The 20,479-nt window shown below is 32.9% G+C and carries 12 protein-coding genes; 5 read left to right on the top strand and 7 right to left on the bottom strand.

Going from position 1 to position 20,479, the window contains the following annotated elements; translation table 11 throughout:
- Both FLA105534_RS10310 and FLA105534_RS10315 read right to left on the bottom strand, forming a co-directional pair.
- The coding region (locus FLA105534_RS10310) for an erythromycin esterase family protein (RefSeq protein ID WP_173966041.1) at window positions 1–583 on the bottom strand (583 nt) is incomplete at its 3' end.
- 280 nt (window positions 584–863) lie between these two features.
- Window positions 864–1,676 carry a formylglycine-generating enzyme family protein gene (locus FLA105534_RS10315; RefSeq protein WP_173966042.1) on the bottom strand — a complete coding sequence of 271 codons (813 nt, stop codon included), beginning with the start codon at window positions 1,674–1,676 and terminating at the stop codon, window positions 864–866.
- Between the two features lie 466 nt (window positions 1,677–2,142).
- Between FLA105534_RS10315 and FLA105534_RS10320 the strand changes: the two genes are divergently transcribed.
- Window positions 2,143–3,012 (top strand): hypothetical protein, encoded by an 870-nt coding sequence (locus FLA105534_RS10320; RefSeq protein ID WP_173966043.1) that lies wholly within the window; start codon window positions 2,143–2,145, stop codon window positions 3,010–3,012.
- A 352-nt stretch (window positions 3,013–3,364) separates the two neighbouring features.
- Here FLA105534_RS10320 and FLA105534_RS10325 read toward each other — a convergent pair whose 3' ends face one another.
- The 3 genes from FLA105534_RS10325 to FLA105534_RS10335 all read right to left on the bottom strand — a co-directional run bounded on the left by FLA105534_RS10325 (window position 3,365) and on the right by FLA105534_RS10335 (window position 7,159).
- Entirely contained in the window at window positions 3,365–5,377 is a 2,013-nt protein-coding gene (locus FLA105534_RS10325) for a M13 family metallopeptidase (protein ID WP_173966044.1), read from the bottom strand.
- A gap of 334 nt (window positions 5,378–5,711) precedes the next feature.
- Entirely contained in the window at window positions 5,712–6,221 is a 510-nt protein-coding gene (locus tag FLA105534_RS10330) for a hypothetical protein (protein WP_173966045.1), read from the bottom strand.
- A 203-nt stretch (window positions 6,222–6,424) separates the two neighbouring features.
- A complete protein-coding gene (locus FLA105534_RS10335) occupies window positions 6,425–7,159 on the bottom strand; it encodes a class I SAM-dependent methyltransferase (protein ID WP_173966046.1) in 735 nt (244 codons plus the stop codon).
- Between the two features lie 186 nt (window positions 7,160–7,345).
- On the opposite strand from FLA105534_RS10335, the gene FLA105534_RS10340 reads away from it, so the two are divergent.
- Window positions 7,346–12,247 carry a leucine-rich repeat domain-containing protein gene (locus tag FLA105534_RS10340; protein ID WP_173966047.1) on the top strand — a complete coding sequence of 1,634 codons (4,902 nt, stop codon included), beginning with the start codon at window positions 7,346–7,348 and terminating at the stop codon, window positions 12,245–12,247.
- 754 nt (window positions 12,248–13,001) lie between these two features.
- Window positions 13,002–14,099 (top strand): Ppx/GppA phosphatase family protein, encoded by a 1,098-nt coding sequence (locus FLA105534_RS10345; protein ID WP_173966048.1) that lies wholly within the window; start codon window positions 13,002–13,004, stop codon window positions 14,097–14,099.
- 100 nt (window positions 14,100–14,199) lie between these two features.
- On the opposite strand, the gene FLA105534_RS10350 is transcribed toward FLA105534_RS10345, so the two are convergent.
- Entirely contained in the window at window positions 14,200–16,149 is a 1,950-nt protein-coding gene (locus tag FLA105534_RS10350; RefSeq protein WP_173966049.1) for an outer membrane beta-barrel protein, read from the bottom strand.
- A gap of 463 nt (window positions 16,150–16,612) precedes the next feature.
- A complete protein-coding gene (locus tag FLA105534_RS10355; RefSeq protein ID WP_173966050.1) occupies window positions 16,613–18,325 on the bottom strand; it encodes a hypothetical protein in 1,713 nt (570 codons plus the stop codon).
- 250 nt (window positions 18,326–18,575) lie between these two features.
- Between FLA105534_RS10355 and FLA105534_RS10360 the strand changes: the two genes are divergently transcribed.
- Window positions 18,576–19,292, top strand: coding sequence for a S24 family peptidase (locus FLA105534_RS10360; RefSeq protein ID WP_173966051.1), 717 nt, complete (start codon window positions 18,576–18,578; stop codon window positions 19,290–19,292).
- Window positions 19,293–19,415: 123 nt separating this feature from the next.
- A complete protein-coding gene (locus tag FLA105534_RS10365) occupies window positions 19,416–19,964 on the top strand; it encodes a DUF4494 domain-containing protein (protein ID WP_173966052.1) in 549 nt (182 codons plus the stop codon).
- The last annotated feature ends 515 nt before the right edge of the window (window positions 19,965–20,479 follow it).

Below are 20,479 nucleotides of genomic sequence, written 5' to 3' on the forward strand. Positions count from 1 at the left end.
AAATGTAATTATTTAATGTAGTGAGATACTTCTGATTGTTGGGTGAAAAATTACTTTGTAGGTATTTGTAAAGTATATTTACAGCATTTTTACAATTCAAAACATCTATACCAACAAAACTTAATTGGCTCTCTTTACTTTGCGTTGAATTATAAAATCTCATCCATTCGATTAATGATAATATTTCGTTCGTATTCCATATCCAATATCCTATTTTACTAAGAAGATCTTTTGGATTACCCTTCCCATCCTTAATATATGAATTAATGGACAAACAGTCACTATAATTAGCCTCTATTGCAAATGTTTTCACATTACAATTAGTAACTAAGTATCTGAAAAACTTATCTTTTAAATCCTGAAATTCTTTAGTGCCATGCGTTGCCTCTCCAAAACCAAATATTTTTACATTTTGAAATATATCTTGAAATTTAAATAGTTCCTTAAAAGGGCATTCTGGATTTGAGTTATCAATGTCGATTAAACTTGAATTAATAGTAACAATTAATTCTTTACTCTGTGATCTTACAGATTTGAAAGAAGTAATAAAAACTATTAAGATTAATATTTTTAATTTATGCATTTTCTAAAGAATTATGAAATAAGTATATTTTGTTGACTACGTAATTAAAACACTCATTTAATTAATATTTTTCATTAAGACATGTTCAAAAATAAAAAATATCTTATATATTAAAATAGACTGCTCCCAAAAGTTTAGACGAATTTATAATTAAAATTAGATAATAATAAGTCCCATATATAGGACTCATTTTTTTGAGATTAACCTTGATTCTACCATTAAATTATTTCCTTTTAAACCCTATTACCCAAATCAATTTTAGTCTTTTGCGAATAGTTTTTTATTTACTTTTCGCGATTCTAAATCCAAATCCGTCATTTCGTGTACCTTTTGGAGATTGGTATCTAACTTCTGGCATATGAATTCCATATTCTAATGGTTTTCCATCTAAGCTTTGGGTTTCGTAAAACCAACTAACACCTTTCGAAACTTTATACGATCCTTCTCCTTCTGTTGGTCCTTGCGGGTTCTTTTTACTTACTAAACCATCCTTTTCAGGGTTGTACCAATCAGAAACCCATTCACCAACATTTCCGGTCATATCATAAATTCCCAGTTCATTAGGCCTGAGAAGTCCAACTTTATGAAAGATACTGTCTGAATTTTCTTTTACCCATCCAATCTCGATTGGATTATTACTACCACTATACTTGTAATTTTTAGTTTTCTTTCCTCCTTTAGCGGCATATTCCCATTCTGCTTCTGTTGGTAATCTTCCACCGGCCCATTTTGCAAAGTCATTAGCTTCATCCCAAGTTGCCAGCATTGGATTTTCGTCTATCCATTTATAATATACTTTTATTCCGTATGCATTTTCAATAGGTGCATCAGGCATTTTTCTGCCTGTTTTTTCACAAAACTCCCGAAACTGTTTAACAGTTATTTCATATTTACTTATGTAAAAATCATCAAGTTCAACCATTCGGTGCGGGCTTGTAAATCCTTTTATTGTGTCGCCTTTGGGGCTAATGATGATTTGGTTTTTGCCCTGTTCAAAAGTCCCGCCATTTACAAAAATCCAGTCAACATTATCTTGTCTACAAGAACTGAATATCAAAAGGCTGAGAAAGATCATAAATATATTTGTTTTCATAATGTCTGCTTAAAATTACTGTCAACTTCTTTATATGTTGTACAAACTACGCAAAGCTCTCCAAATTGGCACAGCGTTGTGTGATAAAGTGCTCTATTTTTTATCATAAATCAGTAAGATGCACATCGAACAATAATCTTCGTCCAACTTTCGACCCTATAAAAAGAGGTTTTAAAACTACACGGAGAAAAAATCGATTATACGAGGGCATGCTTAAAGAAAAAGATGAAATGATGGCAAGGCTTGAAAAATTAATCAATAAATAGTTTCAGAATAAATCATTTTTATAAAAAATATCAAAATAAAGCTTCAGGGGAAATCTGAAGCTTTATTTTTATTAACTTCCCTTCTTTGTTAACATTTCGTTGCGTTCACGAGCGGGACGCTCGCGCCAGCAGGGGAAGGACATGCCCTATAAAGCATTATTTATACAAATTATAAGCCGTTTTAGAAAAACATTACAAATATGGGAACTTGGGGAACAGCGATAAAAGATAGTGATGCATTTGCAGACATTTATGATGAGTTCTTTGAACTTTATAACAAAGGTGGACATCCAGAAGATATTTCTAAAAAAATAATTACAGACAATTGGGAAATACTAGAAATTGAAGAAGAAAAACATAGTTTATGGTTTGCTCTTGCTTTAGCTCAATGGGAAACAAAATCACTTGAACCAAAAATATTATCGACAATTGAAGAGATTGTAACATCAGGTACAGATATACAAATCTGGTCGAATTTTGATGCAACTGAGCTAGATATTAAAAGACGGAAAATTGCTTTAGATAAGTTTTTAGATAAAATAAGGTCTGACAGACCAAAACCAAAACCAAGAAAGCGAGTTAAATTAAAAACACCAATATTTTCAACTGGAGACTGTTTAACTTTTAAAATGAAAAATGGAAATTATGGTGGTGCTGTTATTTTGGCGACCGATACTAATCCAGAAACAGCTTATAATTTGGTAGCTACTACACGACTAAATAAAAAAACTAAACCTTCACTTGTTGATTTTGAAAATGCAGAAGTACTTCTTTGTAATTTTGGACAATGGCAAAATAAACCAGATGTGATTTGGTATATGCCTGACCTTTATTATAAAAATTTTTCAGCCCTTTACGAGCATATAGGTAAAATATCTATAGAAATTGAATATGACGTTAAAAATTACGTAGGGAAAGGATATTTATTCGGTCCATCTTATTCATCAGGTTGGAATATGAACAATGCCATTGAAAAACAGTTTGAATCAGAACTTTTAAAACCAAAACCTTCAAGAATATTAACTGTAAAACAATTGACGAAAAAGAAGAAGTGGTGGGAAATATTTTGACAAAACAGATTATATCACCCGCTTGGGTTACCTAGATTTTCTATGGATTTAACGTTTTTAAATTCAATTCTGTTAAACCAAAATACTCTGCTTACAGTAACCATTGTTTTTTTAAATATAATCACTAATATTAACAATCCTATGAAAATCATCACTAAACTCGTTAAATTTCTCAATATTACCCAATACTAAGACAAATCTTCAGAGAAATCTGGAGTTTTTTTATTTAAGTTAAAACATAAAAAGTTAAGAGCCTTTTATAAAGTTTGCAATTTCTAAGAAACCAAAAAAAATGCGCAAAGTTCACAGGAACATTTGCGCAGCTTTTCATTGGAAAATTTCAACTAAGATATTACCAAATTGTTATTCTGTCTTTCTTCGGTAAAAACATTTTATCTCCGGGTTGTACATTAAATGCTTCGTAAAAAGGAGTAGTATTCATTAAAGTACCATTTACACGCCAAATTGGTGGAGAATGTGGGTTATTATTAATCCACAAACGCAGGAACTCGTCTTTCATTTTTACTCTCCATATTTTGGCTAACGAAATAAAGAAACGCTGGTCTGGAGTAAATCCGTCTATTTTTGTGTTTCCTTTTCCTTGTTCGGTCATTTTAAACGCATCATAAGCAACTGCTAATCCTGCAATATCTGCCGTATTTTCGCCAACTGTCATGGCACCATTAACGTGCAGATCACCCAAAACAGTATAGGTGCTGTACAAATTGATCACCTGCTGTACTCTTGATTTAAACTGTGCATAATCCTCTTTTGTCCACCAGTTTTTTAAGTTACCATCCTTATCATATTGCGCCCCCTGATCGTCAAAAGTATGGGTTATTTCGTGACCAATCACCATTCCGATACCTCCATAGTTAAGTGCATCATCTGCATTATTATCAAAATAGGGAGGTTGTAAAATACCTGCAGGAAAAACAATTTCATTTGCAGTAGGGTTATTATATGCTGTAACAGTTGGAACTGTCGTATACCATTCAGATCTATCAACTGGTTTACCCAATTTTGCCAATTGAAGTTGATAGTCAACCGTAGCGGCCGAAACCATATTCTCAAAATAAGCATCCCTGGCAATATGTACCTTGCTATAGTCTCTCCATTTGTCCGGATATCCTATTTTCTTAGTCATGGCGGCCAATTTTTCTTTTGCTTTTTGTTTTGTAACAGGGCTCATCCATTCCAATTTATCAATTCTTATGGCATAAGCTTTTTGCAAATTATTCACGAGGATTAACATACGTTTTTTAGCATCTTCCGAAAAATATTTCTTAACATACAATTCGCCCAATGCGTCGCCTAAGTAAGCATCAAGAACACTAGCCATTTTTTCACCACGTGATTTTTGAACAGCCTGACCAGAAAGCACTTTGGTATATTCAAATGAAGCATCTACAAAAGGTTTACTTAAATCATCTGCATATCTTTCTAAAGAATTTGCTTTCAGGTAAATTTTCCAATTAGCAATAGGAACAGATTTTAAAAGTTTATTAAGGGCATCATAATACGCAGGTTGACCTACATTAATAAAATCGGTTTTAGCCCCTAAATTATTTAAAAAAGCAGTCCAGCCTATGTTGGGATGTCTTTTTACAAGATCTGTTACAGCTATTTTATTATAATTGGCCTGTACATCCCGAAGCTCAACTTTTGTTTTATGCGAAACAGCGAGTTGTTTGTCTATATCGTACACCAAATTAGCATTCTTTTTAGCCTCTTCGGCATTGCTGCCTGTTTGTTGAAATAATGTAGTTAGGTATTTTTTGTACGATTCCTGTATCGCAACAGTTGGTGCATCTGATTTGAAATAATAGTCCCTGTCAGGCAAACCGATACCCGTTTGATAGATTTGAGCAATGTTCATACTGCTGTTTTTATCATCGGTTGACACTCCAAAAGCTATAATAGAAGAATTGCCCACTTTTACTTCATTAACTACAAAGTTCATTAAAGACGGTAAATCGCTAATTGCTTCAATTTTAGCCAATAGAGGTTTGATAGGTGTATAACCGCGTTTGTCAATAGTTACGGTATCCATACCTGATGCATAAAAGTCACCTACCTTTTGTGCTATACTTCCTGCTGAATTCTTACTTTGCGAAATACTGTCCAATATTCCTTGCAGACGCATTCGTTGCGGGTAATTCATAAACATGTAGACACCTACTCCGGTTTGAGATGCAGGTATTGATACAGAGTCATACCATTTACCATTTACATATTTAAAAAAATCATTACCAGGACGCAATGTGGAATCTATTCCGGTGATAGCAATGTTTTTTTCCTTTTGATGTTTAGAGCACGCTGTTAAAGCTAAGAATGCAATGAAGAGCATTAGTGATTTTTTCATAATCTAAATTATTTCTATTAAAATGAACTGAAAAACGTTTGAAAGCAGGTATTTTAAAATGTATATGACTGGCATATTTGATTTTAGCAGAACAATATACGGAATTCAGTTTTTAATTCCGATGTTCTTGTTAGAATTACTACCTAAAAAACATAATGATAAGCTGTTAGTTATTGTTAATTATAGTAATTCATCATAATATTATGGAGCTAAAGCAGATTTAAGACTAAATTATGCCCGTTATTCAGACTTACAAAATCATCCTAAATACAAAACCAACTTTCAATCAACGTTATTATCCAAATTCGCTGTAGTAGTTGTTGGCAACAGGCTTTTATTTACTTCTTATTCTCAGATTAGTTATTTCGTTTTCTAAATCAGACTTTGATCTTAATTTCCTATTAGCAGTTCCCTTTTTAATTTGAGATTTTGACGCATTCGGAGACGGTGGTTTTGGCAGTTTTGTTGCAGAAATATTAGGTTCCGGATTCTTAAAACTTCTCGTTAACCCACAAATATTTATTTTAATCACATTACCTGTGGAAGACTTTGCGTAAATCAGCCATTTTCCAACTTCATCAATTACAGGCCCACATGATTCTCCATATATTCCGCTGTACACTTTTCCGTTTTTTACTCCCTTAAAAGATTCAATAACTTTAATTTCAAAAGTATGTTTTTTAGCATCAATTTTTAAAACTTCTCCGACGAAAATATACTTTGAATTCGTAAACTCTCTATTTTGAATTTCTTTTAAACTTTTAGGGATTTTACACTCGCAAGCAACTGATTTACTTGAAATCAAAAAAGTCAGAAATAATATTATTAAAATTCGTGTTCTCATTTTTTAAAACTTGTCGTCAATTTTCGGGGACTACTGCTGAGTCTGGAACTAAATTAAGCCCATTCTTCGGATTTGGCAAATCATTTAGATTCAAAATCAGAAGCTATAAAAAGGGAAAAACATTTAAAATCCGTTTTTATCAGCGTTTTCGCCTAGCGAATCCGTATAATCTGTGTACTATTTGCATTCTAAAATTCATTGATTTATGACTTATCCGCAGCAACCATAATAAAAATTGGTCTTCTTAACTCGTCTTTCATTTCCGGATATTTTTCAATAATTTCCTCCGACGGTTTTGGTTCCGATATTTGTGTAATACTAAAACCTGAATCAATTACAATATTTAGAATACTTGCTACTGTTCGATGGTATTTTACTACTTTATGGCCTAAAAAAGAGGTTTCTCTTGCTCCTTCGTACTGATAATTGTCAACTGGCCAATGTAGTCGGTTTCCATTTTCATCTTTAAACCAATCTTGCTCACTTTTTGCTGTAAAAACAGGATGTTCCATAGAAAAAACAAAACTTCCGCCCTTCTTTAAATACTTATTGATTTTACGAAAAAGAGCTTTTAGATCTTGTATATAATGAAAGGTAAGTGAACTAAAAATAACATCAAACTGCTCCTTTTCAAATTCAATATCTTCTATTGGCATTTGATAATATTCTATTGATAATCCTTTTGATTTTTCCTTTGCTTTATCAATCATTTTTTTTGACAAATCAATTCCAATGACACTCTCTGCACCTTTTTCTTTTGCGTAAATACAATGCCATCCATAACCGCAACCCAGATCAAGAACATTTTTCCCTTGAAAATCAGGCAGCATCTTTTTTAAAACATGCCACTCTCCTGCCGAATTCAAACCATCAATCGAACGCGCCATTTTACCATAGTTTTCAAAAAAATCTGTATCATCGTAAATATTCTGTTTCATCTCTTCATTTATTTATTAAACCTCGCTCCCCGGGACGTTCTCCTGAATGCATCACAATTTTGCCCAATAAGATCGATTAGCGTTAACAGCGAATATATAAAATATCTTACTAAAGCCTATAGGCATTTTGTTGTAATTTATAAGAGAATACAATATCTTGCAACACATAAAACTAACCATAATTAAATGAGAAACAACAAACTCTTTACAACATTCTTTGCAATGTTATTTTTTTTATGTCTTACAGCCAATGCACAGTACACGGCTATTCCTGATGCTAAATTTGAGCAAGCCTTGATTAATCAAGGTATCGATTCTGGTACTATAGACGGAAAAGTACTTACTTCCAAAATTGCCAATATAACGGCTTTGTATCTTACCAGTGATAATATTTCAAATTTAACCGGGATACAAAATTTTACAGCTTTAAAAACTTTGAGTTGCGGAGGCAATAAATTGACCACTTTGGATGTCAGCAAAAATACCGCTTTGATTAATTTGGATTGTGGCTCAAATCAATTAACGGTTTTGGATGTAACACAAAATACTGCTTTGACTAATTTGAAGTGTTCTTATAACCAATTGACCGCTTTAGATGTCACTAAAAATACTGCTTTGACCGATTTAGATTGCACTAAAAATCTGTTAACCAATTTAGATCTTACCAAAAATCGAGCTTTGACTATTCTGTTTGCCGCTAAAAATGCATTTACCTCTTTGGATGTAACCCAAAATATGGCTTTGACGGATTTCGATTGCGGTAACAATCAATTGTCGACCTTGGATCTAACCAAAAACAAAGCTTTAAACAGATTGTATTGCATTGTAAATAAGTTTGATCAGGCCCCGGATTTATCTCAAAATACTGCTTTAACCAATTTACAATGTGGCGGAAATTCATTTACCTCTTTGGATGTGAGCAAAAATACAGCTTTAGAAATACTCTATTGTGAATTAAATCAATTGACCTCTTTGGATGTCAGCAAAAATACCGCATTAACTACATTAAATTGTTACTTAAATCAATTGACTTCTTTGGATGTAAGTAAAAATACAGCCTTGAATTTTTTACAATGCAGAGAGAATAAATTAACCGTTTTAGATGTAAGTAAAAATACTTCACTGTCTTATTTGAATTGCTTTTCTAATTTATTGACCACTCTGGACGTAAGTCAAAATACTGCTTTATCATCCTTTTATTGTTATTCCAATAAGTTAGTATCCTTAAATGTTAAAAACGGATACAACAGCAATATAATGAGTTTTGATGCTACCGATAATCCTACCCTCTCCTGTATCCAGGCTGATAACCTAACTCCTCCAAATTCATCCTGGCTCAAAGATGCTGCTGCAAATTATAGTACTTTTTGTGCCGCAACCGGATATACATCAATTCCAGATCCTAATTTTGAACAAGCCTTAATTGATCTTGGTTATGATTCTGCCCCTTTAGATAAGCAAGTACTTACTTCCAATATTGCCGGCGTAACCAATTTAGAGATATCCGATAAAAATATCGCAGATTTAACAGGGATACAGGATTTTGCAGCATTAAAAATTTTGAATTGCAGTTCCAACAAGCTAATCGCTTTGAATCTTAGCAAAAACACAACTTTAACAGCTGTGACTTGCAACAACAATCAATTGGCGACTTTAAATATTAAAAACGGAAACAACACCAATATATCATTTTTTGATGCCAGAAGCAATTCTAATCTTAAGTGCATCCAGTCCGACGGTATAAATCCTCCAAACTCTGGCTGGACCAAAGACAATATTGCAAACTATAGTACAACTGCCTGTTACACGGCAATTCCAGATGTAAAATTTGAGAGAGAACTTATTGCTATGGGATACGATTCCGGCAGCACAGACGGAAAGGTGCTTACTGATAATATTATTCGTGTAACTAATTTGAATGTCTCCAATAAGGGCATTGCAAACTTAACAGGGATACAGGACTTTATAGCTTTGAAAACTTTAGATTGCTCCTCAAATTTATTATCCACCTTGAATGTAACCCAAAATTCGGCTCTGACTAGTTTGAATTGCCGAGGAAATGTATTGACAGCTTTGGATGTAACCAAAAATACTGCGTTGACTACTTTGATTTGCAATACTAATGAATTGGCTGCTCTGGATGTGAGTAAAAATCTCTCTTTGACTCAATTGGTATGTTGGTTAAATAAACTGACTGCTTTGGATGTAAGCCAAAATATAGCTCTGACAGAATTGATTTGCGGATCAAATCCGTTGTCTACTTTGGATGTAACCCAAAATACAGCTTTAACTACATTACAGTCCTATGCAAATAAATTAACCACCTTGGATGTAAGTAAAAATACAGCTTTGACTACCCTGTATTGCAGCAGCAATAAATTGACCACTTTAGATATTAGCAAAAATACTGCTCTAAGTGTCCTCTATTGTTTTGACAATCAACTGAACACTTTAAATCTAAATAATAATACCGCCTTGACCGTATTACAATGTTATTCAAATCAGTTTACCACTTTAGACCTAAGCAAAAATACCGCTTTAACTACTTTGTGGTGTAATAGCAATCAAATGACCACTTTGGATGTAACCAAAAATATTGCTTTGACTGATTTGACTTGTTATTCAAACCAATTAACCACTTTGGATTTAAGCAAAAACACTGCCCTGAATAAGTTGAAAAGCTATTCAAACCAATTGACTACTTTGAATATTAAAAACGGAAATAATAGTAAAATAACCGATTTTGATGTTACACAAAATCCCAAACTTACCTGTATTCAGGCTGATAATACCACGGCTCCAAATTCTGGATGGAGAAAAGATACTAAAGCAAACTATAGCATTACAGCTTGTTTTGTACAAACTTACACCAACATTCCGGATCCCAATTTTGAGCTGGCTTTGATTAGTTTAGGCTACGACTCGGGTAGCATTGACGGAAAAATACCGACTGCTAATATTGCCAACCTAACCAGCCTGAATGTCTCTAATAAGAATATCTCAAATTTAACAGGGATACAGGATTTTGTGGCTTTGCAGACTTTATATTGCAATTACAATCAATTGACAAGTTTAGATGTTACCAAAAACACTGCTTTGACTTTATTAAATTGTACCAGAAATCAACTGACTACTTTAGATATTACTAAAAATACTGCTTTGACAGGCTTGTATTTCAGTTATAATCAATTGACCACTTTGAATCTAACACTGAATACCGCTTTAGTTGAGTTGGAGAGCATTGGTAATCAATTGACTTCTTTAAATGTAACCAAAAATACAGGGTTGACTAAGTTAGATTGTACCGCTAATAAACTGGCAGCTTTGGATGTTACGCAAAATACAGCATTGACCGATTTACGTTGTCTTTCAAATCAATTACTTGCTTTGGATGTAAGCAAAAATACTGCTTTAACTTATTTAGATTGCAGTTCAAACAAATTGACCGCTCTGGATGTTACTCAAAATAATACCCTGACTAAGCTATATTGCTATTCTAATCAACTGGCCACTTTAACTTTAACAAAGAGTACAACTTTGATCGATTTGAATTGCAATAATAATAAATTGAGTGTTTTAGAGGTAACCCCAAATACAGGTTTGACTTCATTAAATTGCTCCTATAATCAATTGAATTCCTTAAATGTAACCAACAACACAGCTCTAAAAGCACTGTTTTGCGGCAGTAATAAATTGACAGATTTAGAGGTAACTAAAAATGCAGCTTTAGAATCTTTGGATTGTTTTCAAAATCAGCTAAGCACATTGGATGTAACTAAAAACCCTCTTTTGCTTAGTTTTCATTGTGCCAACAATCAATTGATCGCTTTGGATGTAAGTAAGAACACACATTTAACCCAATTGTATTGCTTTTCTAATAAATTACTGGATTTGAATGTTAAAAATGGAAATAACAGCACGATAACCACTTTTAATTCTACCTCGAATCCGGAACTGACCTGCATTCAAGCCGATAATGTCACAGCTCCAAATACGGGTTGGGTAAAAGATGTTACGGCAAATTATAGTACGATCGCTTGTACTGTACTCCGATACACCGCTATTCCCGATACTAACTTTGAACAAGCGTTGATTAATCAGGGAATAGACTCTGGCAAGATAGACGGGAAAATACTGACTTCTAAGATTGAAAATCTAACCCGCTTGAACGTTTCATACGGAAAAATTAGGAATTTAAAAGGAATACAGGATTTTAAGGCATTACGTACGTTAGATTGTTCTGATAACGCACTGACCGATTTGGATGTAACACAAAATATCGTTTTGGACACTTTGTATAGTCATCGAAATCAATTGACTGTTTTGGATCTGACAAAAAACAAGACATTGGCTAAGTTAAACTGTTACGGAAATCAATTGACCGCTTTGGATGTCAGTAAAAATATCGCTTTGACGTATTTAAACTGCTCTTATAATCAGCTAACCGTTTTGGATGTAAGCCAAAATACAGCTTTGACTTATTTGGATAGTTCGCATAATAAATTAGGAGGTACAAAAAACAGTACTAAAAATGCTGTCTTAGCCAATGCTTTCACTTTAGACATAACCAAAAATATTGCTTTGACCTATTTAGATTGTTCATTCAATCAATTGACCTCTTTGGATGCAACTAAAAATAAGGACTTAACTTATCTGGATTGCTCTAACAATCAATTGACGGCTTTGAATATTGAAAATAAAAACAATAGTAATTTAAGGACTTTTGATGCCACAAAAAATCCTAATCTTACGGCTATTCAAGCCGATAAAAATACTGCTCCTACTGGCAGTAACTGGACAATAGATAATACAGCATATTATGCAGGTACTTTGTCTGATCCTGCTTTTGAGAAAAGCAGAAGCTCGGGATTGGCTTACCCAAATCCAACTTCTGAAATGATAAACATTGAGATGCCTCACGAAATGACAGAAGTTATTGTATTGAATCTTGCTGGCCAACAACTCATTAGACAGTCGGTTCACTCTGTACAAACCAAGGTTGATCTGTCACCATTGGCTCAAGGTACTTATTTTATAAAAATCGTTTCCCCTGATCAGTCCTCTGTCATGAAAGTGACTAAAAAATAATCTTATAAAGTTATCGTTGCTATATATTAAAGACTGCCAAATCCCTGGCAGTCTTTTTTTTTAGAAAAACTGAACCAATATACTTGAAGTCATTGGGATCTAGAGTAAAAGTTAAGATGAAGTAAAATCAACATTTCTTGTAAATACCACATCAAATATTCCTTACAATTTCAACCAATAGGAACACAATACCCCTTACTTTTCCTGCCACGGGCTATGCTGAAAACAGGATAATTTTAAGAGATTCCATAAATATCATAGCTATACTTCTACCAGATCACTTCCTGTTATTCCTCTTTTTCAATACTTTAGAAATACTGAACTGTATGCTACTAACTTTGCAGGACTGCCTTAACAATTAAATAATATGTTTTCTTAATAACCGGGTTTGTATTCGTAATTGTTTTTATAAATTTGCACCCTGAATATTTAGCAGTTTTTTATTCGTATTAATAGGCGATTGCTCTTTAATCTAGTCATTTACATGTTAATAATTATGAAACCCTTTTTTGCTTTTTAAAGCTATCGCGACCAAAATCTGAATTACTTTTAAAAAATCCACTTCTGCAGTTTTAAATTATTTACATTAAAAAAACATTATTTCTTACTTAACCTTTTAAATTTCAAACAACAACAACAACAACAACAACAACAACAACAACAACAACAACAACAACAACAACAACAACAACAACAACAACAACAACAACAACCTACAGTTTTTATCAAAAAAATTACATTACAATTAAATCCAATGCTTAAAAAAAACACCCCCAAAGTTCTAGTTTTTATACTTTTCAGTTTATTTTTTTCCATAAGTTCATTTGCTCAAAAAAATCTTTATGCCGGAATTGAGATCGGACGCCGAACAATAAAGGTTACTGTTCTTGAAGTAAACAATATCAAAAAAGCAGACTATAAAATTGCCTACTATTCGAATGATGAAGGTCTTAGTTTTGCCAAGCATATTACTGCAAATGGCGAACTTACTCAGGAAGACATCAGCAAAGCCGGTCTTATCGTTTTTACTCAATTGACGAAAATCAGATCTCAATTTAAAATTCCCGAAGAAAATATCTTTTTAGTAGCTTCTTCTGTTTTTGGATCTGCCCGCAACCTTGATGTTTTAAAAAACAAAATCAGCACCCTGACCAACAAACAACTTGATGTTATTAATGTTGACGAAGAAGCTAAAATACTAGTTAAAGGTTCTATTCCACCAGTTGATTATGCTAACGCTTTGCTTCTTGATATTGGTGCTGCCAGTACTAAAGGTGGATATATTGACGAACTTCAGGATGGTAAATTAGAGTTTATGCCTTTAGAACTTGACTTTGGTACTATGTCGCTTACCGATGCTGTAAAAAAAACGGTTGCAAACCAAAGCCAGGCGGGTGATATGTCAGTATATCAGGAAAAATCTTTTGATTTTAACCCGGTGGTACGTAAGAAGATCAAAGAAATGCTCGATGCAAATCCTCTTTTACTAAAAAAAGAAAAGATCTATTTGTCTGGAGGAGCTGTTTGGGCTTTTACAACATTGTACTATAATGAAAACATCAAAGATCATTTCTTACCTATAACCCTTGAAGATATTATCGATTACGATGCGGTCCTGAAAAATAATTTCAACAAGTTTAACAATCTTTCTAAAACCAATAAAGAGGCAGCAAGAGTATTAAACATATACGACCAGAAATATCTTATTTCAGCAAATAACATACTATCAGCTTGCGTAGAAAGTATTCCTAATTTAGAGAAGAAAAAAATATACTTTGTAAAAGAAGGTCCAATAACCTGGCTTATCTCCTATGTGGCAGACCGTTCTAAAAAAGTAAATACAAATTTTTAAGACACCCGCTTATAAAGACAAAGCTTCAGATTTCTCTGAAGCTTTTTTTGTTATAAATGTCTCGTCCTAAAATTCCAAAAGGATCGAATTGTACCCTAATTTACAACTTCATATCCGAACTAATATTCCGAATGTATTTGCGATTTTCTTTAAATGTTTTTCCGAAATTATAGGATGCATTTATTAAGATCATATTAGATGTATTGGTATTATTTAACACATATTCATTGCCACTATCTCTAAACCGCAACATTCTGTTTGCATCAGTATTCAATATGTTCCTATATTCCAGGCTAATATTCAGTCTGTCTTTGAGTAAATTACGTGATACACTTAACGAAAGATCCGGTTTCACCGAACGATATAAATTAAAATCGTAAAACCTGTCGATATAATAAGAGTTAATCGAATACATAGTGCTTTTATCTATATTGCCGCTAACAGATAAATCCAGATAATTCACAACTCCTTTATGAGTTTCACTTACCTTTTTCATTTTTAACTTTGTATAACTATAATTTAAGTTGAATCTGGATTCTTTATAAAATTTAAACGAAACAGAAGTACCCACTGATCGGCTATTATAAGAATCCAGATTTACATTTTCAGAAACCATTTTGTATACATCTAGTGTATTGACAACAGAAATATTATTGGATGATTTTAAATAACCGAAGTTTAAGGTTAAATCGACTTTCTTTATGTTCTTCACCAAATCAAGAGAAAAAGAATTGTCGATTTCAGGTTTTATATAAGAAGGATTTACAATTGAATTGTTATTAAAATCCTGATAAGTGAAATTAGAAATTGATCTGATACTTGGTCTGACGACATATCTTTTATAATTGAATTCTACATCTAATATGGAGTCAATTTTCGAGAAATAAGTGAAATTTGGCAGATGAAAATTATGGTAAAAAACAACATCATTATTGACTTTATCCTCAGAAAACTGAAATCTGTTTCCAAATACTAACGAATTATTAGAATTTAGATCGTAACTAAAACTGACAAAAGGAGTAACAATTTTCTGCCTGACCTCACTTCTATCTGTTATATTATCAAAAACATAATTGCGATACGTTAGTACTAATGCCGATTGAACATATAATTGATTAATTGATTTTGAGACGGAGGAACTCAACGTCCATTCGGTAAATTTTTGATTCGATTTATTAAACCTGTTTTCAATTTTATTATTGCTGTTTACATAGTCTAAATTGAGTTTATACTCTAAATCATTTACTGTTCGTTTCTCGTACCTCACATTGGTATTATAATCGCGGACAAGAAAAAAATAAGCTGCTTCTGATAAATCGGAAAAAAAACTGATCCTGTTTTCATCTACTACTGAATATTTATTCCGTAATGAAATACTACTTGACTTATCGATTTCATAAATGTTAAGCATTGAGAAATTAGACTGATACAAAACTCTGTGGTTCGCATAATTTAAAGTGCTCTCATTATAAGTTTCCTCCGAGCTGTTATCCGAAACATTCTTGAGCCCGGAAATATTCAGAACTGTCGAAAATTTATTCTTTTTGTAAAATAAACTCGAACCTAAAAAATTAAACTCCTGCAAAAAACTAAGCGTTCCGTCAACAGAACCTTTTATGTTATCTACATTACCATTATTGTCCCTTACTTTTATAACGAGTTCAGTCTCACCAGTTGACAAATTAAAATAATTCTCAACAATCTGAAAAGAAACGATATTCTCAGACAATAGTTTGAAAAATTCTTCCTGAGTTATGACTTTATCATTATAAATGTAATTCTTGATTCTTTTCCCTTTAAAGTAAACGGTTTTATTGTTATCTAAAGTAATGTTCTCAACTCTCCGCAAAGTCTTACCCATACTTTCATTTTTTAAAATTTCTTTGGGTAAGTGAAGTTTATAAACTCCTGCTTTTCTCTTATTTTTAGTGATTTTGATCTCTTTGAGAACTTCTACTTTTGAAGAATCACTCCACTCATTTTTAACCACTTCCTGAGAAAAAACAAAAAATGAATTAATGATTAATGTTAGTGTAATTATTTTTTTCATTCTGAGATTAACTATACTATCAAATCGACAGTCTTTAAATACTATTAAACAATAACATCGTATCGACAATATCTCTTTAAAATACCGCTACAATACAGCCTGTTAATTACAGTAAATCACCCTTCCAAGTAATGCGTCCAAAAAACGCGCAATGATCCATAAGTCAAATTCTACCCTAAAAAGGTAAAATTTGGCGCAAATAAAACAAATAAAAAGACCGCAATTCAATTATTTTCATAAAAGAAGTACCACAGAAACAACATCAGATAAGATAGTATAAGGCCAGGATAATCTAAGTCAGATTCTAAGGAGCATATAATTCTAAAAGGGCAAACCTCTGTACCTTCATTAGGTAAAAAAGTGGAAGATATTCACAAAAAGCCAGCTGTAGAAAATAAAAAAATTGCACCAAGTCAAAAGCCTTTGTGCAATTTTTAATAGAACTCTTTACAGAGTCCGGGAATTAACTAAAAAACCGTGTCTTTTTATAATCTAATTTTCCGGCTGCTTTCTCCGCCAAATCATTTGCATGCTTCAAAAACAAGATGCACTTATACTCAATAAGTTTGTCATATTCCTGATTAGCATCGCGTCTTGCCTTGGTTAGAGACACTACAACTGCTTCAGAAAGGTATTGAAAAATCATTTTTTCTTTTTCACTGTTACAATCAAAAGGAAGTTCGACGTCCTCAATATATCTTAATAAAGAGAATAAACTACGCATCGGTAATTTATCTGAGAGATATCCCAAATACAAATAGATGAGCCCTGAGCAAATTTGCTCTATGACTTTCTTGAAAAGTACTCTTTTAATGATAGTAGCATCATAACTAAGAGAATCCTGCGCATCTTCAAAAAATTGTCGTGCCACTGAAACTTTGTGTTTCTCATATCTTTCTTTATCATCAGAATCCCATTTCGCAATACACTTTTTGGGATAAGGAAGATATCTTGGGTTATTGTAAGTCAGAAGTCCATTTGTTAGGATATGATCAAAAAAATACTTTTTATCTATTTTCCTGGTACGAATCATTTTTGGACAATGATTCAAAATTGTTACTTTATAATCGGCTCCAAATTTTTCATGAATCAAATTTTTCATTACTAGTAAATCATCTTCCGATTCCTCCAGATTCACTACCAATAAATAAAAGTGATAACGGGGAAGTTTATCTGAATAATTCTTAGCCCCATAGTCCTGGTTATGGCGTATTGTATAACCAAAACAATATATACATCTTATAACAAAATCCACTGCCATTACAGCTCCAATATTCTCCAAAGCCTCTTCGATAAAGTAATTGGATGGAATCTTTTCGTTGAAAATATGTCTTCCAATACATTTTTGACAGCTCAATTTCTGCATCTTCTCACTGCACAACGCTTTATAATCCAGAAATAGCTTATTAATCTCCTTTTGTAACAGTTCTACTTTTGTTTTTGCTCTGGCAAGCAACTCGGGATTAATATCATCTATGTTCCTATTCTCCACCACACAGAAATAGGCATTATTGAGCATTTCAAGTATCTCTTTATCCATCTCAACATCTTTATTGAGTATTTTCTTTAGAGAAGGTGCAAAATCGATTATATAATCATAATGAACAAACAAGCAGGTAGAAGTAATAAAAACAGGCGTAAAAAATTCTGAAGCACAAATGTAGATGTATCTCAAGGTTTGATACAAGGCAAAGGCAGTCGCAACACTATTATTGTTTCTGGTGTAAACCGATACATTTCTAAGAGACACCACTGCCGCTTCCATATCAAGAGAAAATCTTTTCTTAGCTCTCCTTATCAGCTTTTTCGACGTGTTTTTTTGAGGGTAAAAAACTTCAGCCCCAGGTTTGAAGTATACTAACTCTTTAAGAGTACAATGCCGAATAAAGTAAGGCTTACCTTTTCTAAATCCAAGCCTGGCATTATCCGAACTAATAAACTTAAAAATAAAATCGGGATATATCATTATGATCTTATCCAATATTGTATCATCCAAAGCCTCTCCATCCTGATCACGCTCTTCTTTCAAAATAAAAGTGAGCACTATTACTTTATTACTTCGATTACAAGATAGGTAAACGGCTTCTGTTTCAACATACGGAAGCAAATTTGTAATAGCTCTTTCTAATCGTTCCCGATCTGGATTGTTTTGGTCTATTCTGGGCGTATAATTCATGTTTTCTTCTTTTTATGTTAAACCTCATCTCTCTTTTCCTGACTATCACTTCATAACTTAAAGAACCTTCGATAATACCAAGCTCTATTTTCTTTCTGAAATTTTAACGATCTTACGCTTTATTAATGTATTTTATGTTTTTTTTCGTACGTTTGCTAAAATCGCGTTTTTGTGTCTTTTTACTTACAAATATATAGATTATATTCTATACAAATTCATAAAAAGATCAAATAATCTAAAAATAATTACAATGATTATAAATAGAATCTTACAAATAATTGATTATAAAGGAATTAATAGAAGAAAATTTTATATTGAAACAGGACTTTCCAATGGTTTTTTAGATAAGGTTAAAGATGTTGGTGCCTCAAAAATAGAGCAGATACTCCGAATCTATCCTGAAATTAGCCCGGAATGGCTCCTCACGGGAAAAGGTCATATGCTTGAAAATACTGCTTTTTTTGAATATGAATGGGGTATAAAAATGAGTCAGATTGAAGAACCTACTTCTGTTTACGAAGTTACCACCGTAAAAACAGTTAAAAAACAATTTATACCTGTATACGATGTTGAGACTGCTGCAGGCACCGTTTCTTTGTTTAAAGAAAACGCCGAAAAACCTGTAGATTACGTTTCGGTTCCCAATTTACCTAAATGCGATGGTGCTGTCTATGTTAGTGGAGATAGTATGTATCCGATTTTAAAGAGTGGAGATCTTATTATCTATAAAAAGATGAGCAACAAGGCCGAACATATTATCTGGGGAGAATTATATCTGACCGCCATCATAACAGATGATCTTGAAGAGTTTCTGCTTATCAGACGAATTCAAAAATCAGACAAAGGCGACGATAGGATCGAATTAGTAAGTGAAAACGCCCAGTATCAATCAAAGGAGGTACTTCTTAAAAATATTGAAGGATTAGCTTTGGTAAAAGCAACGATTCGAATAAATTCAACCTTTTAAATGTTAAGCTCTAAAAATCAAAAGCTTACCAAAAAAGTCTTGAAATTGTGAATATCTATTTCGTAAATTCCGAGTTTTTTTTCCTGTAAAATCTATCTTTGGCATCCTTAAAAAATAACAAAGATGAGCGCAACTTGGTACGAATGCAAAGTAAAATATAGAAAGACTGACGAAACCGGAGGACAAAAGGTTTTAACAGAACCTTATTTGGTAGATGCTCTGTCTTATACAGAAGCTGAGAGAAGAATTAATGAAGAGATGTCGGCTTTTATTAGTGAGGAATTCAAAATCACCAATATAAAAGTGGCCAATTACGCCGAAATTCACCCTTTTGAAAATACAGACCGTTGGTTTAAATCCAAAGTATCTCTATTGGCTTATGATGAAGAAAGCGGTAAAGAAAGAAAATCAAACATGTACATGCTGGTTCAGGCAAATGATGTAAGAGAAGCTTATGACAACACGCTGCATGTAATGCAAAGTACGATGGGAGAATATTCTATCCCGGCAGTCTCTGAATCTCCTATTATGGATGTTTTTCCTTATTTCAGCGGTGAAGAAGGTGAATCAGAACGATTAGAAAGATTCAATGCCCTAAAAGCATCTAAACCCGCACAAGCAGCAGCAGAAACCATCGATCACATGGAATTTGAAACTGCAATGGAGGAATAGGTTCTAAATTAATATGGGTTACTCCAAGAGGGCTGCAAATAATATACGCGGATAAGACGGATTCGCTAAAGCGAAAACGCGGATTTACACCGATTTCTTTCTTATTCAAGTCATCATTAAACGCACGTTAAGATTATAAAAATCAAAAGCTTCGGACTTCTCCGAAGCTTTTTTTTGCAATTTACTTTGTCTTCTCAACTTTGTAGGCATGAAACTATTCGTTGTGTTTATCTTTACGTGTGCCAACGGGGGGACAAATTTTAAACTTAATGTGAGACTAACCTAAAAGAACTGCAAATAATGTACGCGGATAAGACAAATTCACTAAAGCGAAAACGCGGATTTACGCCGATTTCTTTCTTATTCAAGTCATTATTAAACGCACGTTAAGATTATAAAAATCAAAAGCTTCGGATTTCTCCGAAGCTTTTTTTTGTACATAGCTTGTGTCTATTTTCTAATAAAAATGGATCAATACAAAATGTTGTGATGCTAATAGAAGTTATTCCTTTTAT

Source organism: Flavobacterium collinsii, assembly GCF_902804485.1.
In the GTDB taxonomy this organism is placed as follows: Bacteria; Bacteroidota; Bacteroidia; order Flavobacteriales; family Flavobacteriaceae; genus Flavobacterium; species Flavobacterium collinsii.

Coding starts and splice junctions, on each gene's coding strand:
- FLA105534_RS10315 (WP_173966042.1), bottom strand. CDS start 1,676: ATGAAAACAAATATATTTATGATCTTTCTCAGCCTTTTGATATTCAGT.
- FLA105534_RS10320 (WP_173966043.1), top strand. CDS start 2,143: ATGGGAACTTGGGGAACAGCGATAAAAGATAGTGATGCATTTGCAGAC.
- FLA105534_RS10325 (WP_173966044.1), bottom strand. CDS start 5,377: ATGAAAAAATCACTAATGCTCTTCATTGCATTCTTAGCTTTAACAGCG.
- FLA105534_RS10330 (WP_173966045.1), bottom strand. CDS start 6,221: ATGAGAACACGAATTTTAATAATATTATTTCTGACTTTTTTGATTTCA.
- FLA105534_RS10335 (WP_173966046.1), bottom strand. CDS start 7,159: ATGAAACAGAATATTTACGATGATACAGATTTTTTTGAAAACTATGGT.
- FLA105534_RS10340 (WP_173966047.1), top strand. CDS start 7,346: ATGAGAAACAACAAACTCTTTACAACATTCTTTGCAATGTTATTTTTT.
- FLA105534_RS10345 (WP_173966048.1), top strand. CDS start 13,002: ATGCTTAAAAAAAACACCCCCAAAGTTCTAGTTTTTATACTTTTCAGT.
- FLA105534_RS10350 (WP_173966049.1), bottom strand. CDS start 16,149: ATGAAAAAAATAATTACACTAACATTAATCATTAATTCATTTTTTGTT.
- FLA105534_RS10355 (WP_173966050.1), bottom strand. CDS start 18,325: ATGAATTATACGCCCAGAATAGACCAAAACAATCCAGATCGGGAACGA.
- FLA105534_RS10360 (WP_173966051.1), top strand. CDS start 18,576: ATGATTATAAATAGAATCTTACAAATAATTGATTATAAAGGAATTAAT.
- FLA105534_RS10365 (WP_173966052.1), top strand. CDS start 19,416: ATGAGCGCAACTTGGTACGAATGCAAAGTAAAATATAGAAAGACTGAC.